Annotated in this window: 16 protein-coding genes; 15 read left to right on the top strand and 1 reads right to left on the bottom strand. The window is 46.1% G+C overall.

Translation table 11 applies throughout. The annotated features are described in order from the left end of the window. Positions 1-6 precede the first annotated feature (6 nt). From BMX69_RS17995 to BMX69_RS17990, 3 genes are read left to right on the top strand one after another with little or no spacing between them, the layout of a single operon-like run. Positions 7-780 (top strand): SDR family oxidoreductase, encoded by a 774-nt coding sequence (locus BMX69_RS17995; protein ID WP_054791329.1) that lies wholly within the window; start codon positions 7-9, stop codon positions 778-780. A gap of 12 nt (positions 781-792) precedes the next feature. After that, positions 793-948 carry a hypothetical protein gene (locus BMX69_RS24195; RefSeq protein WP_157724436.1) on the top strand — a complete coding sequence of 52 codons (156 nt, stop codon included), beginning with the start codon at positions 793-795 and terminating at the stop codon, positions 946-948. A 2-nt stretch (positions 949-950) separates the two neighbouring features. Then, positions 951-2,033 carry an iron-containing alcohol dehydrogenase family protein gene (locus BMX69_RS17990; protein WP_100043119.1) on the top strand — a complete coding sequence of 361 codons (1,083 nt, stop codon included), beginning with the start codon at positions 951-953 and terminating at the stop codon, positions 2,031-2,033. A 124-nt stretch (positions 2,034-2,157) separates the two neighbouring features. On the opposite strand, the gene BMX69_RS17985 is transcribed toward BMX69_RS17990, so the two are convergent. Further along, positions 2,158-2,934, bottom strand: coding sequence for a DeoR/GlpR family DNA-binding transcription regulator (locus BMX69_RS17985; RefSeq protein ID WP_100043118.1), 777 nt, complete (start codon positions 2,932-2,934; stop codon positions 2,158-2,160). Positions 2,935-3,291: 357 nt separating this feature from the next. Here BMX69_RS17985 and BMX69_RS17980 point away from each other — a divergent pair, with 357 nt between their 5' ends. The 12 genes from BMX69_RS17980 to BMX69_RS17925 all read left to right on the top strand — a co-directional run bounded on the left by BMX69_RS17980 (position 3,292) and on the right by BMX69_RS17925 (position 17,290). Continuing rightward, positions 3,292-4,140 carry a class II fructose-bisphosphate aldolase gene (locus tag BMX69_RS17980; protein ID WP_054791332.1) on the top strand — a complete coding sequence of 283 codons (849 nt, stop codon included), beginning with the start codon at positions 3,292-3,294 and terminating at the stop codon, positions 4,138-4,140. Between the two features lie 56 nt (positions 4,141-4,196). Then, positions 4,197-5,741, top strand: a complete 1,545-nt coding sequence (locus BMX69_RS17975) for a CoA-acylating methylmalonate-semialdehyde dehydrogenase (protein ID WP_330387468.1) — start codon at positions 4,197-4,199, stop codon at positions 5,739-5,741. 117 nt (positions 5,742-5,858) lie between these two features. Continuing rightward, positions 5,859-6,893 carry a 5-dehydro-2-deoxygluconokinase gene (iolC, locus tag BMX69_RS17970; protein ID WP_100043117.1) on the top strand — a complete coding sequence of 345 codons (1,035 nt, stop codon included), beginning with the start codon at positions 5,859-5,861 and terminating at the stop codon, positions 6,891-6,893. Between the two features lie 21 nt (positions 6,894-6,914). Then, a complete protein-coding gene (gene iolD, locus BMX69_RS17965; protein ID WP_054791333.1) occupies positions 6,915-8,846 on the top strand; it encodes a 3D-(3,5/4)-trihydroxycyclohexane-1,2-dione acylhydrolase (decyclizing) in 1,932 nt (643 codons plus the stop codon). Between the two features lie 54 nt (positions 8,847-8,900). Continuing rightward, positions 8,901-9,800, top strand: coding sequence for a myo-inosose-2 dehydratase (gene iolE, locus BMX69_RS17960; RefSeq protein WP_100043116.1), 900 nt, complete (start codon positions 8,901-8,903; stop codon positions 9,798-9,800). A 29-nt stretch (positions 9,801-9,829) separates the two neighbouring features. Further along, entirely contained in the window at positions 9,830-10,843 is a 1,014-nt protein-coding gene (gene iolG, locus BMX69_RS17955; protein WP_054791398.1) for an inositol 2-dehydrogenase, read from the top strand. A 22-nt stretch (positions 10,844-10,865) separates the two neighbouring features. Continuing rightward, the gene (locus BMX69_RS17950; protein ID WP_054791334.1) at positions 10,866-11,642 is read left to right on the top strand and encodes a 5-deoxy-glucuronate isomerase; all 777 of its coding nucleotides are present in this window, start codon (positions 10,866-10,868) and stop codon (positions 11,640-11,642) included. A 166-nt stretch (positions 11,643-11,808) separates the two neighbouring features. Continuing rightward, positions 11,809-12,501 carry an MgtC/SapB family protein gene (locus BMX69_RS17945; protein WP_100043115.1) on the top strand — a complete coding sequence of 231 codons (693 nt, stop codon included), beginning with the start codon at positions 11,809-11,811 and terminating at the stop codon, positions 12,499-12,501. 159 nt (positions 12,502-12,660) lie between these two features. Then, positions 12,661-14,286, top strand: a complete 1,626-nt coding sequence (locus BMX69_RS17940; RefSeq protein WP_054791336.1) for an ABC transporter substrate-binding protein — start codon at positions 12,661-12,663, stop codon at positions 14,284-14,286. Between the two features lie 123 nt (positions 14,287-14,409). Continuing rightward, positions 14,410-15,363: an ABC transporter permease gene (locus tag BMX69_RS17935; protein ID WP_025230216.1), complete on the top strand. Its 954-nt coding sequence runs from the start codon at positions 14,410-14,412 to the stop codon at positions 15,361-15,363. A gap of 6 nt (positions 15,364-15,369) precedes the next feature. Further along, positions 15,370-16,254: an ABC transporter permease gene (locus BMX69_RS17930; protein WP_054791337.1), complete on the top strand. Its 885-nt coding sequence runs from the start codon at positions 15,370-15,372 to the stop codon at positions 16,252-16,254. A 16-nt stretch (positions 16,255-16,270) separates the two neighbouring features. Beyond that, on the top strand, positions 16,271-17,290 hold the full coding sequence (locus BMX69_RS17925) for an ABC transporter ATP-binding protein (protein ID WP_100043114.1): 1,020 nt from the start codon (positions 16,271-16,273) through the stop codon (positions 17,288-17,290). The last annotated feature ends 1 nt before the right edge of the window (position 17,291 follow it).

Genomic DNA, 17,291 nt, shown 5'->3' with positions numbered 1-17,291 from the left:
AAAGGGATGGAAATTAAAAATTACACAGATTTAACCGGGAAAAAGGCAATCGTAACAGGTGCGGCACAGGGATTGTGTCATGGAATGGCGGAAGGCCTTTTGGAAGCAGGAGCAGAAGTCTGCATCATTGATATCAGCCCTAAGACTCTGGAGGCAGCGAGAGAGTTTTGTGACAGTGGTTACATTTGCCACGGCGTGATTGCAGATCTGGGAGATGATGAAGACCTGGAGAACGGCTTCTATGCTGCAATCACCGGCATGGGTGGGCATCTGGATATTCTGGTCAATGGTGCAGGTGTGCAGAAGCGTCATAAGTCAGAAGAATTTCCCATTGAGGATTGGAATTTTGTAATCAATATAAATTTGAATGCCGTGTTCAAGCTCTGCAAGCTTGCCGGGCAGCAGTTCTTAAAACAGCAGAGCAAAGGAAAAATTATCAACATTGCTTCTATGTTGTCCTTTTTTGGCGGCTATACCGTGCCTGCATATGCGGCATCCAAGGGAGGCGTGTCACAGCTTACAAAAGCTCTGTGCAATGAGTGGGCAGCTGCGGGTATCAATGTCAATGCACTGGCACCTGGTTACATGGATACGGAAATGAACGCTTCACTGACAGAGCCGGATAACCCAAGATACAACGAGATAACGGACCGTATCCCGGCACATGTATGGGGGACTCCGGAAGATATGAAGGGACCATGCGTTTTTCTGGCATCAGCAGCCTCCGATTATTTGAATGGTGCGGTTATTCCAGTAGACGGGGGATATCTGGTCCGGTAAGGAGAATTTCCTATGATAGCTGGAAAGATTACAAAAGAACGAATGGAAGGCCGGAGATATGTTTCTGCAAAAGCCAGAGTACTGCATGAGGTGATTTCACTGGGGGATACAGTTCCGGCCATGGCAGAATGTAACTGGATTAAAAGGTTGGAAAGGAATGGACAGTGATCATGAATAGACGAACATCGATTTATTTGCCCCAGTTTACGGTTGGTGAGGATGCGTTTTCAGCATTTGGTGATGAGATGAGAAAATACGGAACCAGAGTGGCAGTGGTTTATGGCGAAAAGGCATGGAATGCATCGAAATCTTATGTTTTGCCTGCATTGCAGGCAGCAGGACTTACCGTAACAGCAGAAGTGCTTTACGGCAGGGACACAACCTTTGAAAATGTGAAACGAATCCTTGCAATACTCGGCAGTCAGGAAATCCATATGATTCTTGCCGTTGGAGGGGGAAAATGCATTGATACGGGTAAGGTAATTGGGGACAGAATGGGAAAGGCTGTGTTTACGGTTCCATCCATCGCATCAAACTGTTCTCCGGTAACAAAAATCAGCATTATGTATCATAAGGATGGTTCCTTCCGTGAGATCGTAAAACTGAGATCCGTGCCGTCTCATTGCTTTATCGATCCACGTATCATATTGGCGGCTCCGACAAAATTTCTCTGGGCAGGGATTGGTGATGCAATGGCGAAAAATGTGGAATCCGAGTGGTCAGCCAAATCAGGTGAACATCTGGACTTTGGCAGTGAGTTTGGCATCACAGCCGGTAATATGTGCTTTTTTCCAATGGTTCGGGAAGGAAAGCAGGCACTGGAGGATGCGAAAGCAGGAAAGATAAGCGAGGCATTGGTAAATACGATTTTAAATATCGTCGTAGCTCCTGGCGTCACTTCGGTATCGGTTCAACCAGATTATAACGGCGGGGTCGCACATGCGTTATTTTATGGACTGACAAAGCGTAAAAGTATCGAAAAGAATCATCTGCATGGTGAGGTTGTGTCCTATGGCACTCTGGTAAATCTGATTCTCGATCAGAACTGGGATAAGTTTAAGAAGGCTTATGAACTGAATCGTTCCATCGGTCTTCCGGTCTGTCTGGCAGACCTGGAGCTGGACCGCAGCGATTCGCTTGAGGATGTATTGGAGGCAGCGCTGGCAAATCAGGAACTGACCCATACACCTTATCCGGTTACAAAAGAAATGATATACCGCGCAATTCAGGAGTTGGAAGATTATAAAAGTTAAACCACTTATAATAGACACAGGAAGTGCCAAATAGCAACAGCAGCACCTGTGTCTTTCTTTTATTTTCCGCTGATTATCTTTTTAACAGAAGATTCTCTCCACACCGAATAGATAAAGCTTTCATCTACGATTCGGGAGCGATTTGGATGGCACAGTCCTGATCTTTGCAGTAAGAACTGAATTCATCATCAGGCATCTGTTCTGTCAATATACAATCAAACTGACCGATCTCTCCGAAGGTCATAAGTGAGGTACGCCCAAACTTTGAGGAATCAGCCAGAAGATAGTGTTTCTGGCTCTTTTTTAACGCTGTTTTCTTAATGATGTATTCCTCTGTGGAGGCGTTGCAAACCCCAGCCTGAAGGGAAATTGCGGTGCAGGCCATAAATGCCCGGACAATGTTATAATCCTCTAAGTATTCCACGCAGGAGCTGCCCACTAATGAAGCAGTATCCCTTTTTAGGGATCCTGGGAGGACGATTAAATTAATGTTGGGATAATTCATGGATTTATTGATGACCTGGAGGCTGTTGGTAATGACAGTGACCGTACTTAAATGGGCCAGGTGATCCACAATGCTCATGGTGGTGGTCCCGCTGTCAATAAATATGATATCCCTCTCCCGTACAAAGGAAGCGGCCAGTGCGGCGATCTTTTGTTTACTTTGGGCATTTCTTCCGGTACGCTCATGGAAGGTGACCAGATTCGGGATAGGGGTCGCATTTTCACATGCAATGACGCCGCCGTAGACTTTTTCCACGGTGCCGCGGGCGACAAGGATCTCTAAGTCCCGGCGAAGGGTGTTTTTTGAAATTTTAAATTCTTCACACAGAGTATCAATGGAAGCCGTTCTGTGCTCCAGTATATATTGCTCCAATTGGTCGATTCGGGAAATTCTCATAAGTGTACTCCTTGCTCAGCTGCCTCTCTGGCATACTGTTATAGAAAGATTATAGCAGATGTACAAAAAAATATCAAGAAGTAACCAACACTTAACCATTATTTATAAAATAATAGAGGAATGTCTTGACTGACATCGAAATAAGTGCTAAAATATGACCATAACATTACATAAATAAAATCAAAACATAACCATAAAGAGGAAGGGAGAGGAAAACTCTTATTGTCATTGATGAAATGGTAGTGGAACAGGAAATGTGATTTTCTCCTTCCATACCAGAAAAGAGATGATTAGGGATCATGCGGCGGAAATTTTCCACAGTCAGTGGGATGGAAGCCCGGATAAAGGAGAAGATGTATGGGATTAGTAAAAATGAAGGAATTGCTGGATCAGGCCTCAGAAAAAAACAGGGCGGTTGGAGCCTTCAGTGTGGGAAACCTTGAGATGGTGAAGGGAGCTGTAAAGGCAGCTGAAGATATGAATACCTCCATTATCTTACAGATCGCGGAAGTGCGTCTTCCTCATTCCCCGCTGACTCTGATGGGGCCCATGATGGTGGAGGCAGCGAAGAATGCAAAGGTCGATATCGCAGTTCATCTGGATCACGGCAAGACCATTCAAGTGTTAAAACAGGCTTTGGATTATGGGTTCACCTCCGTGATGATGGATGGCTCCAACCTTCCCTTTGAAGAGAATATGGCAAAGACCTTAGAGGCAGTCAATCTCGCAGGGGTATATAGAGCGACTGTAGAAGCAGAGCTTGGCCTGGTGGGCGGAAGCGAGGATGGGAGTACGGATGAGGGAATCCGATGTACCAATCCTGACGATGCCAGAACCTTTTGCGAGAGGACCGGTGTGGATGCACTGGCAGTAGCAATCGGTAATGCTCACGGCAATTATCCGGTGGCTCCCAGACTGGCTTTTGATGTGTTGGAAGCCATTGATCAGAAGACTGATGTTCCTCTGGTTCTTCACGGCGGGACCGGAATTACTCCAGAGGACTTCCGGAAAGCCATAGGCCTAGGAATCCGAAAGATCAACATTGCAACAGCCAGCTTTGACAGTCTTACATATGAAGCTGCAAAATATCTGGAATCTGAAGGAAAGCATGATTATTTCGGACTGAATAAAGCGATGGTCCGGGGAGTGTATGAGAATGTAAAGCAGCATATCCGGATCTTTAACTGTGAGGAGCCGCTTACATAAATCAGTATGATATCATTAAAAACCGCTTAAACAAGCCGTTTTTTATAACGCTTTGTATGTTAAGCGAAGAGAAAGGAATGGATATAAAAATGGGAGAAGTAAAAAAATTAAAGTTTCTTGTAAATGGTCAATGGAAGGAATCGAAGACAGAAAAGTATTCTGATGCGTACGATCCCAGTACCGGTGAAGTAATTGCCAAGGTGCCTTGCTGTACTCCGGCAGAAGTGGAAGAAGCCGTGGAGGCAGCCAAAGCGGCATATCCGTCCTGGTCATCTACCCCTGTGATTAAAAGAGTTCAGGTACTTTATAAGCTCAGGGATCTGCTCATCGAGCATATGGATGAACTGACCATGCTGGTAGCAAAAGAAAACGGCAAAAACTGGGAAGAGGCTCAGGGCGATGTACTGAAAGCCAAAGAAGGAACCGAACAGGCCATAAGTGCTCCGTCACTGATGATGGGAGACAGCCTGATGGACGCTTCCAGCGGATTTGATACGGTTCTGTACCGTATGCCTCTTGGAGTATTTGCCGGCATTGTGCCATTTAATTTCCCGGCAATGATACCTATGGGCTGGATGACCCCTATGTGCATCGCCTGCGGAAATACCATTGTGCTGAAAGCCGCATCCTTTACCCCTCAGTCTTGTATGCGTATAGCAGAATTGTATAAAGAAGCAGGACTGCCGGACGGCGTTATTAATATTGTCACCTGCTCCAGAAATGAAGCAGAGATTCTTCTCACTCATCCCGACATCAAAGGGATCAGCTTCGTAGGTTCCACATCTGTGGGTATGCATATCTACTCGACTGCTGCTGCAACAGGTAAGAGAGTTCAGGCTCTCTGCGAAGCAAAGAACCATGCTCTGGTTTTAAATGATGCGCCAGTCAAAAGGGTAGCGGCTGGTATTATTAATTCCACCTTTGGATGTGCAGGAGAAAGATGTATGGCTCTTCCTGTTGTTGTCGTGCAGGAGGGAATTGCCGATGCTCTTGTGGCGGAAATTATCGCACAGGCCAAGACTCTTAAAGTGGGTCCGGCGTATGATAAGAGTTCGAAACTCGGTCCGGTGGTTAATCAGGCTCATAAAGATTCTATCGTCAAGTGGATCGAGACAGGAATAGAAGAAGGCGCAGAGCTTGTACTTGATGGACGGGACATTGTTGTTGAAGGTTATGAAAGCGGCTTTTACTTAGGGCCCACAATATTTGATCATGTGGCTCCCGGCATGAGTGTAGGGGAAAAAGAAATCTTCGGACCGGTGCTGTGCATCAAGAGAGTAAAGACTTTTGAAGAGGGATTAGAGATCATGAATGCCAATCCATATGCAAATGGTTCTGTTATCTTTACGCAGAACGGTCACTATGCCAGAGAGTTCGCAAGACACACCGACGGTGGTATGATCGGTATCAATGTGGGGATTCCGGTTCCGGTTGGAATGTTTCCTTTCAACGGCAAGAAGCTGTCATTTATCGGAGATCTGCACTGCTTAGGCAAGGATGGATTCAGATTCTTCACAGAAAATAAAGTTGTCACCACCAGGTGGTTCGACGAAGAAACCGGAGAATCCACAAACGTGAATACCTGGGATGGTACAATCTAAAAGAAGCCGGCCAATGATAGAAAAAACGCCCTGCAAGGCGGATTAAGACCTTGCAGTGTGTTTTTTCGTTACAAAAAATGGTTTCCGCATGCAAAACGGGATGGGAGAGATGTAACGATGGAATATGTAAAATTTGACGAAACCAGAGAAATGGACATAATTCTTCTTGGAAGGGTGGCAATTGATTTTAATCCGGCTTACAATGAGTATGTGAAAGAAGAATTTAAGCCGTTAAAAAAAGTGCACATGTTTGAAAAGTTTGTAGGCGGTTCTCCGGCTAACATCGCCGTGGGTGTGACCAGACATGGCATGAAGGCGGGATTTATCGGGAAAGTGTCAGATGACCAGTTCGGTGAATTTGTCGTGGATTATTTTAATGAACAGGGGATCGATACCTCTCATATTACAAAGTGTAAAAATGGAGAAAAGCTGGGACTGACTTTTACAGAGATGCTCTCTTCCAGTGACAGTAATATCCTGATGTACCGGAACTGCATTGCTGACTTGCAGCTGGATGTAGAAGACATAGACGAAGCATATATCAAAAAGGCAAAAGCAATTCTCATATCAGGTACGGCACTTGCACAAAGCCCGTCAAGAGAAGCAGCCCTTAAGGCGGTCATGCTGGCGAAGAGAAACGATGTCAGAATTATCTTTGATATCGATTACAGAGCCTATAACTGGAAGAATGCGGATGAAATCTCCATATATTACTCTGCAGTTGCCAAAGAAGCTGACATAATCATGGGCTCAAGAGAAGAATTCGACTTAACGGAGAAACTGATCAGACCAGGCATGACAGACGAGGAAAGTGCGGCTCTTTGGCAGGGATATCGTGCCAGGATCGTGGTCATTAAGCATGGAATGAAAGGGTCTACGGCTTATACTTATGACGGACAGTCATTTTCCATCAAACCGTTCCCGGTGGAAGCCAGAAAGGGATTTGGCGGCGGCGACGGATATGGTTCCGGGTTCCTCTACGGCCTGTACCAGGGTTGGGATATCATAGACTGTCTGGAGTTTGGTTCGGCAGAGGCCTCCATGATGGTAAAGAGCAATAACTGTTCGGATTCCCTGCCGGCTCCGGAGGAGGTACATGCATTTATAAAAGAAGAAAAGAAAAAGTTTGGTGAAATGATTGCCCGTGTATAAAAATATAAAGGAGAGCGGATCATGTCAAAAACAATAAGAATGACAACAGCACAGGCACTGGTGAAGTTCCTGGATAACCAGTATGTTTCTGTCGATGGAGTGGAAACAAAGTTCGTTGAAGGTATTTTTACTATTTTCGGTCATGGAATCGCGGTTGGTTTAGGTGAGGCTCTGGATTCGGACCCCGGTCAGCTTAAGGTGCTTCAGGGAAGAAATGAGCAGGGGATGTGCCATACGGCCATTGCCTTTTCAAAACAGAATAACCGGAAGAAAATCATTCCGTGTGCCTCATCCGTGGGACCGGGTGCGGCCAATATGGTAACAGCCTGTGCAACCGCAACGGTAAACAACATTCCGCTGCTGGTATTTCCGGCCGATACCTTTGCCTCCAGGCAGCCTGATCCGGTATTGCAGCAGCTGGAACAAAGCAGCAGTCTTTCGATCTCAACCAATGATGCGTTCAAACCAGTGTGCAAATACTGGGACCGGATCACCAGACCGGAGATGATCATGAGCGCTTTGATTAGTGCCATGCGTGTGCTCACAGATCCGGCAGAAACCGGAGCATGCTGCATTGCCATTTGCCAGGATGTAGAGGGAGAATCCTATGATTATCCGGATTATTTCTTTAAGAAGCGGGTCCACAGGATTACCAGGCCTCTTGCGGTAGAAGAAGAACTGGATGAGATCGCAGATATCCTTTCAGAGGCAAAGAAGCCGTTTGTTATCGTAGGCGGAGGAGTCCGCTACTCCGATGCGGGAGAAACTGTAGAAAAATTCTGTGAAGAATTTAACATACCCTTTGGAGAAACCCAGGGAGGAAAGAGTGCCTGTAAATCAAGCCATCCCTATTGTCTGGGCGGTATCGGAGTCACAGGTACCTATGCCTCCAATGTAATCGCTAGGGATGCTGATGTGGTGATCGCTATCGGAAGCAGGCTGAGTGATTTTACAACAAGCTCAAAGTGGCTGTTTAAAAGAGATGACGTCAGATTTATTACCATCAATAACAGCAGGTTCCATGCATACAAGATGGATGCAGTCAAGGCAGTGGGAGATGCGAAGGTTACCGTTCAGGCGCTGGCGGAAAAGCTCAGGGAAAAACAGTATGTGTCCCAGTACAAAGACGAGATCGCCGATGCAAAAAGAAAATGGGATGAAGAGATGGTGCGTTTGGGAAGCATTGAATACACCGGAGATGATTTTGAACCCAACATAAAAGCAAGGGATCCCAGGACGATCCCGGAGTTTGTCCGGTTAACCAATGGAAGGCTCACCCAAACAGCTGCACTTGCAGCAATCAGAAGGGTCATCGATGAAGATGCTACCATCATCACGGCAGGGGGCTCCCTTCCGAGCTGTATGCAGCGTATGTGGACGACTGACAAACGGGGCGGATACCATGCAGAGTACGGATACTCCTGTATGGGGTATGAAGTGGCAGCCACCCTGGGTGTTAAATTTGCGGAGCCGGATACGGAAGTTTACTGTGTAGTCGGCGATTCCAGCTTCCAGATGTTACATAGCGAAATTATGACCATTATGCAGGAACGGCAGAAGGTCAATATTCTGATATTTGATAACTGCGGCTTTGGCTGCATCAATAATCTGGAGATGAACCATGGGATCGGAAGCCTTGCCACGGAATTCCGCTATACGGACGGGAAGAAGCCTTCCGGGGATTTAATTCCAGTTGATTATGCCAAAATCGGGGAGGGGTATGGTCTGAAAGCTTATACCTGCAGAACCACCAAAGAGCTGGAAGAGTCTCTGGAAGATGCCAAACAACAGGAAAGGGCCTGCCTGTTTGATTTAAAGGTGATCCCCAAAACCATGACGGATGGTTATGAATCCTGGTGGAACGTAGGAATTGCCACAACCTCGGAAAAGAGCAGCGTGAGAGAGGCGTGGGAAAGAGTCTTAGAAGGAAGAAATGAAGCCAGAAAGTATTAATCTGCTGCAATGCCGGCGGAATAAAAAATTATATGACAGGGAAGGGATACAAATATGTTAAACAAGGAGAAAGTGAAATTAGGAATTGCACCGATTGCATGGACCAATGATGATTTGCCGGATTTAGGGAAAGAAAACACCTTTGAACAGTGTGTCAGCGAAATGGCTCTGGCAGGCTTTACCGGTTCCGAGGTGGGCAACAAATATCCAAGAGATGTGGAAGATTTAAAAAAGGCTTTGGACCTTCGGGGAGTAGAGATCTGCAACGCATGGTTTTCCACCTTTTTAATCAGCAGGCCCTATGAGGAGACGGAAGAAGGATTTGAAAAGCATGTGGCGTTTCTTGCTGCCATGGGAGCTAAGGTTGTAGGCGTTTCCGAGCAGAGCTACAGCACACAGGGGGATCAGGACCAGCCTGTGTTTGAAGGAAAGCATGAGATGGATGACAGAGAATGGGAGCTGCTTTGTGAAGGCTTAAACCGCCTTGGAAAGCTTTCCAAAGAAAAATACGGGGTTGCTTTAACCTTCCATCATCATATGGGAACCGTTGTTCAGAGTGCTGCAGAGGTGGAACGCATGATGGCGAACACGGACCCGGAATATGTAAGCCTTTTGTTTGACAGCGGCCATTTTGCATACTGCGGTGAGGACCCGGTTGCTATGGTGGAAAAATATGTGGGGCGCATCAAGCATGTTCATTTAAAAGATATCCGTTCAGAGATTGTAAAAAAAGTAAGAGAAGAAAAGATGAGCTTCCTGGCAGGGGTACGGGCAGGTGCATTCACCATTCCAGGAGACGGCTGTGTGAACTTTGATCCTATTTTCAAGGTGCTGGAGGATGCTTCCTATGAGGGATACATGGTAGTGGAAGCAGAGCAGGATCCTGCAAAGGCAAATCCTCTGGAATATGCCATCCGCGCAAGAAAATTTATTGCTGAAAAAACCGGTCTTTAAGAATAAGAAAAGAGAAGGAGAAGAAAATTATGGTAACTGTAGGAATTATCGGAGCAGGAAGAATCGGAAAGGTACATACAACCAGCATCTGCAACCTTGTAAAGAACGGAAGGATCAAGACCATTGCCGATCCATTCATGAATGAGGAAACAGACAAATGGGCAAAGAGCATGGGAGTTCCTAATACTACCAAGGATTATAAGGAGATTTTAGCAGATCCGGAGATCGACGCCGTGTTGATCTGCTCTTCTACCAACACCCATTCCCCCATTTCAGTTGAGGCCATTAAAGCAGGAAAGCATGTATTCTGTGAAAAACCAATTGACCACGACATTGATAAGATCAAAGAAGTGATTGAAGCCTTAGAGGGCAGTAAGATAAAATATCAGGTAGGCTTTAACCGCCGCTTTGACCACAACTTTGAGGCAGTTAGAAATGCGGTTGCAGCCGGAAAGATCGGAGAGCCTCACATCATCAAAGTGACATCCAGAGATCCTGAGCCGCCCAGCGCAGAGTATGCGGCAGTATCCGGCGGCATGTTCTTAGACATGACCATTCATGATTTTGATATGGTCCGTTATTTGGCAGGCTGTGATGCAGAGGAAATCTATGTTCAGTCCGCAGTGCTTGTGGACCCGGCCATCGGGGAAGCAGGGGATGTGGATACCGCAGTCATTACCTTAAAGATGGAGAACGGAAGCCTGGCAGTTATTGATAATTCCAGAAAGGCCGCTTATGGCTATGACCAGAGAGCAGAGGTATTCGGCTCCAAGGGAATGGTGGCAACCTCCAATGATACCGAATCCAGCGCAGTATTAAGCACTGCCGATGGCGTCACCGGTGAAAAGCCTCTTTACTTCTTTTTAGAGCGCTATATGCAGTCCTTTGCAAAGGAAGTGAACTGCTTTATAGAAGCCATTGAGAATGATACCGATACTCCTCTTGGTGTAGTGGATGGATTAAAACCTGTATTAATGGGCATTGCTGCCAAAAAGTCTGTACAGGAGCACAGACCTGTGAGAATTTCTGAAATCATGATGTAATGAACGGTCGAAAGGAGCTGCCATGAGCGAATTATTCAGTTACCCGGAATTTGATCCCAAGGGAGTAAAACTCCTCACAAATGCAGGGGATAAGGAAAATGATATGTTAATGGACATTGCCGTTTATGAGATGAAGGCAGGAGAGGAGCGGTCCTTCTCCAGTCAGTCGGAAGAGATGGCGGTCCTTCTCCTTACCGGGGATATCCTGTTTTCCTGGGAAGACAGGAAGGAGCGGGGAAATAGAAGCAACCTGACGGAAGAAGGTCCCTATTGTCTTCACGTTTCAAAGGGCGTTATGGTAAACGTGGCGGCAAAAGAAGACAGTCAGGTTTTGGTCCAGTGCACCAGAAATGACAGGGAGTTTGACAGCGTATTCTATAAGCCGGAAGACTGTACCAATGATATTTTCGGGGAAGGTCTTTTGGATGGTAAGATGAAGCGGACGGTCCGCACCGTCTTCGACTACAACAATGCTCCCTATTCCAATATGGTAAACGGGGAAGTGATCAATCATCAGGGAGGCTGGTCCAGCTACACCCCTCATGAGCATCCTCAGCCTGAGGTTTATTATTACCGGTTTGAACGGCCGGAAGGTTTTGGCGCCTGCTTTATCGGAGAGGATGTCTTTAAAATCAAGGATGGAAGCTGTGCTGCCATTCCCGGCGGCAGAACCCATCCCCAGGTAACCGCCCCTGGGTTTCCCATGTACTATTGTTGGATGATCCGGCACCTTCCGGATAACCCATGGACAACACGGGTAGATGATCCCAGATACAACTGGATCAAAGAATTAAAATAAATTGATCGGCTAGAAAGCGTGGTGTTTTATTCCGGATAAAACACCGCGCTTCTGTCGTTTCCAGCAGATCCGGACAAACGGATTCGCTTCTGCAAACATGATATACTCTGGCAGCATACTTTATAAGATATTGATGGATAATTGATATCAGAAAAGAGGAGTGATCATGAGCCAGGTTTGGAAAGTGCTGGGAAGCCTTGTGGAAAGGTATGACCTTATCTACCAGACGGGTTTGTTTTTTAGAATTGTTGTTGCAGGATTTTTAGGATATTTAATCGGATATGAGAGAACGAATCGTTACAAAGGAGCAGGGATGAGAACCCATGCCATTGTGGCTATGGGAGCCGCTTTGATGATGGTGATTTCCAAGTACGGGTTCCGGGATGTCCCTAATTTTGATGCTTCCAGAATCGCCTCCCAGATCGTATCAGGAATCGGTTTTCTTGGAGCAGGGGTTATCTTTGTTAAGAATCATTCCGTCAGTGGTCTAACCACTGCAGCAGGCATCTGGGCAACTGCAGGTGTGGGGATGGCAATCGGTGCAGGTGACTACTTTATGGGGTGCGGAGCAGGTCTTTTTCTTATTTTCACCCAGATCCTCCTTCATGATGTACCTTTTTTGTCCAGGGAGCCATTCCAAGGAGTCTTAAAAATAACTACGAACCAATATGACATCGTTATGATAGAGCTGCTTCATTATCTAAATGAGGAAAAAATCAAGGTATTAAACATTAAAGTGGGTAAATCTAAGGATTATACCAAGGTGGAGCTTGATCTCCTTTATCCTGCGGGATACGGGAAAAATGACCTGATCATCAAATGGTCAAATGATAAGAGGATCAATTCCATCAGTGGGTAATTTAATTTTAATCACCTTAATGCATATAGAAAAAGTAGGAAATAATTTAAAAACAGTTGCAAAAGTTCCGGAAATATGTTTATAATGAATCTGACTTTTCCGACTGATGACCGGTTGCGGTATCAGGCATAATTATAGGAGAACTGAAAGGAGAAATGTATGAAAAGATTTATGAAGAGTGCAGCATTCCTGTTAGCATCTGTCATGGTGCTGGGAGGCCTTACTGCCTGCGGAGGAAAGGACCCGGTTGCAGAAAGTACCACAGCAGCGAATGCCAGTTCAGCAGGCGGATCTAATGACGGAGCCGGACAAACGGCTGCAGGAGGGGAAAGCACATTTACTTACGCAATTGCAGGAGATCCGGGCGCTAATGTAAATGTAATTACAACCAGCGACCGTTTCGGCCTTATGACAATTAAAATGATCTATTCCCCGTTATATATGTACAATGCAGATGGAATCAATTATTTCCTGGCAAAGAGCATAGACACCTCCGATGACAAACTGACCTATACCATGCACCTTCGGGATGATGTAAAATGGTCTGATGGAGAGAAATTCACTGCCGATGACGTTGTCTTTACCTTTGAAGCCATGGCAGATGAGAAAAACGCAGGCTGGGCATATTCTCAGCTGGTATTCCCTGAAGGAGCAGTTAAGATCGAAAAGCTCGATGACTATACGGTTTCCCTCACCATGCCTTTTGTTAACTCCGCTGCAGTGGAAATGTTTTCCCAGATATTCATTATGCCAAAGCATATCTATGAAAACGTGGAGAACTTTGAAAACAATGACGTAAACACCAAGCCGGTCGGTACAGGACCTTATGTAATGGCAGAATACTCCCCAGGCTCCTATGTAAAATTCACAAAGAATGAGAATTACTTCTTAGGTGCTCCTTCTATTGATAATTTTGTATACCGGATCATTGAAAATGAAAATACAGCCATGACAGCCATTCAGAGCGGGGAAGTAAACGCCTGGATCGGAACTCCTGCGCAGGTGGCACAGATGAACCTGGATGCAGCCAATCTGACGGTTTACCCATACCAGGAAGGCCGTGTGGGATATATGATGATAAATGCAAACCGCATAAAGGATGAAAACTTCAGGAAAGCGATCTTCTATGCCCTGGATAAAAAGGCCATTGCAGACGCAGCACTCCTGGATCCCCAGTATTATGATCTTCCATGGAGCTTCATGCCTCCCAACAGCCAGTATTTTACGGAGGATGTGGAGAAATACGAACAGAATCTGGATAAATCCAAAGAGCTTCTTGCAGCTTCCGGTGTAACAAATCAGGAACTGACACTTGCCTATAACGCTTCCGACAGCCTCCAGTCCACCTCAGCCATTATGATACAGGAACAGCTTCAGAAGGCAGGAATTAAGGTGAACTTAACCGGCGTGGATTCGACGGCTCTCAGCCAGCAGATGAAGCAGGATGATAATCCTTATGATATGTATTTTGGCGGATATATCATGGGCATTGACCCGGATACGTTTTCAAGTTTATTTGAATCAGGTGCACCATACAATTATATGCATTACGACTATCCTGAGATGAATGACCTTTTTGCCCAGGGCCGGAAGGAAACAGATGATGCAAAGCGTAAAGAAATCTATACAACGATCCAGCAGAAACTGCAGGATACCGCATGCTTCTATCCTCTGTATTCCAATAAACGCCTTCTTGTAGTATCCAAAAACGTATCAGGAATTGAAGAGTCAAAGCTGGTTCCTGTTTATACCTTTGAAGATACTTCCAAACTACAGATGAAGTAATGATGACAGCAGATTCATAAGCAACAGAAATGGCGGGTTGTGGATCAGCTGTGAAGAGGAAAGGGTGTTCTGCTGCTGGAATCCTGCGGCAGACACCTCTTTCTATATATAAGGAGAAACCATATGGCGAAATATATATTAAGACGGATATTGACAGCCATACCCATGGTCCTTTTAATCACAATTCTATGTTTTGCTTTGATGCATTTTGCACCGTATAATGCCATTGATGCAATGACAACACCAAAGATGTCTCCGGAAACAATTGAATTGATTAAGGCCAAATATGGGTACGACAAGCCTCTGTTCATCCAGTATTTACGCTGGCTGAACGGGATATTAAACGGGAATTTCGGATATTCCATCGTAACCAAGCAAAGCATTGCCGGGGATCTTGCTGTGAGGATTCCAAACACCATAAAACTGGTACTTCCGGCCTATGGAACCGCTTATATCCTGGCAATCATACTGGGACTTTTGGCAGGCTCCCACAAGAATAAGGCAGCAGACAAAGTGATAGACGGATTCTCTTCCGTAGCGATCGCCGTTCCTTCCTTCTGGTTTTCCATGCTTTTGATTTTTGTCCTGGGTTATAAGCTTAAGCTTCTTCCCATCGTAGGAATGCATTCCGTAGGAAAGGAAGCTTCTATGGCGGATTTTCTAAGACATTTTATTATGCCTTTTATCACCCTTACCTTTGCATTTTTACCGGCCAATGTTAAGTTTGTCCGTTCTTCCACGGTCACCCAGTTTTCTGAGGACTATGTGCTGGTTCAGCGGGCCTTTGGCGCTTCCAGAGGGGAAATTATGTTTAAGCATGTCTGTAAGAACGTCCTGCTTCCCATTATTACCAGGCTTGGCATGGCTCTTCAGCTTCTGGTAACAGGGGCCATCATTACGGAGACCGTATTTGGGTGGCCGGGCGTCGGACCTTATTTTATCAAGGCGATCCAGGGCATGGATTATCCCATCGTCATGATCGTTCTGGTTCTGTCCTCTTCCCTCGTTATTCTTGGTAACCTTCTGTCGGATATCCTATACTGTATCACGGATCCGCGAATCAGGGAAATGGGGTGACAAAGGATGAAAAGAAACGAAGTGAACAAAAAGAAGAACAGATCCGTAAGAGTGGACAGCGTATTCCTGGCATTAAAGCATGATAAGGCGGCAGTCATTTCCCTGATTCTTTTGGGATTAATCATATTATTTGCACTCATTGCGCCCCTTCTTCCTGTAGAGCCTAATGCCACCAATATTGCAAACCGCCTTCAGCCTCCGTCTGCCGGACACTGGTTCGGGACCGATGAAGTCGGAAGAGATTATTTTGCCAGAGTTATCTACGGCGGCCGTGTTTCCCTGCTGGTAGGATTTTTGGCCATGCTGACAAGCCTTACCATCGGCGTGGCAGTGGGAACCATTTCCGGCTTTTGCGGCGGGATAGTGGATATGGTTCTTATGCGTATCGTAGATGTCCTGTATTCCATTCCTTGGATGATCCTGGTAACCGTTGTCAGCATCTTTTTAAGGCCAGGATTAAAGTCCATCATTCTGGTTATCGGCTTCTTTACCTGGATGGAGATTGCCAGGCTGGTGCGGGCCGAGACTCTCTCCCTTAAGGAAAGAGAATTCATCCTTTATGCGGAGTTTTCCGGCGTGGGCATCTGGAAGATCATTATTAGTCATATCATACCTTCCGTATTTCCTACGATCATTGTATCGGCGACCACAAGCATGGCCAACGCAATTATGACAGAGTCTTCCTTAAGTTTCCTGGGAGTTGGTGTCCAACAGCCGATGTCTTCCTGGGGAAGTCTTTTGCAAAATGCTCAGGGAACCATGCAGAACACCTTTTACATGGCGCTGATCCCGGGACTTTTGATCATCATTACGATATTTGCTTTTAATAAGCTGGGAAATCTGCTCCGGGTTTTCGTGGAACCTAAAATTATGAACGACGAAAAAGAGTAAAGCGAGGAAACAGGAATTGGAAGAGATAAAGAAAAACGATGATAAAATCCTGTCCGTCCAAAATGTGCATACCACCTTCCGCACCCACGGGAAATCGGTAAAGGCGGTTCGCGGCGTAAGCTTTTATGCAGGCCATCAGGAAATCCTGGCCGTTGTGGGGGAATCTGGCAGCGGCAAAAGTGTTCTGATGAAATCCATCATGGGCCTGATGCCGGAGAATGCAGAGGTCACCGCGGACCAGATTTTATTTATGGATAAGAACATACTTGAAATGACACCGGAGCAGCAAAGAAAGATGAGGGGAAAAGAGATCGCCATGGTTTTCCAGGACCCCATGACGGCTTTGAACCCTTTAAGAACCATTGGCTTTCATCTGACAGAGGTGCTGAAACGCCACAGGGGAATGGATAAGCGTGCTGCTCAGAAGGAAGCGGTTGCAGTTTTGGAACAGGTGGGAATCCCATCTCCGGAAAAGAGGCTTAATCAGTATCCTCATGAATTTTCCGGAGGTATGAGACAGAGGGTGTTAATTGCCATGGCCCTTTGCTGCCGGCCGAAGTTACTCATTGCAGATGAGCCGACTACGGCTCTTGATGTTACCATTCAGGCCCAGATCCTGGAGCTTTTGAAAAAACTGCAGGATGAAACGGGAATGAGTATCATACTCATCACTCATGATCTTGGAGTGGTGGCAAGCTTAAGCCGCCGGATCATGGTCATGTATGGCGGACTTATGATGGAAGAGGGGCTTACCGAAGAAATCTTTTATTCGCCTAAGCATCCCTATACCAGGGCCCTTCTTCAGGCAATTCCCAAACCTCAGACAGGGGACCGGAAGCGGCTGGAACCAATCCCGGGAATGGCTCCGTCCTTAATCGATCCTCCGGATGGCTGTCCCTTTGCTGAGCGGTGTAAATTTGCCTGTGAACAGTGTGAGAAGGGAATTCCCAAGTACCGGGCATATTCGGACACCCAGAGAGCCATGTGTATCTATTCGGCAGAGGAACTGGATGCAAGGGAAAGGAAGGTAGACTGAT

Source organism: Lacrimispora sphenoides JCM 1415, assembly GCF_900105615.1.
GTDB classification, from domain to species: domain Bacteria; phylum Bacillota; class Clostridia; order Lachnospirales; family Lachnospiraceae; genus Lacrimispora; species Lacrimispora sphenoides.
The sequence above is the reverse complement of the archived record's forward strand: the minus strand, read 5'-3'. Positions and strand labels throughout refer to the sequence as shown.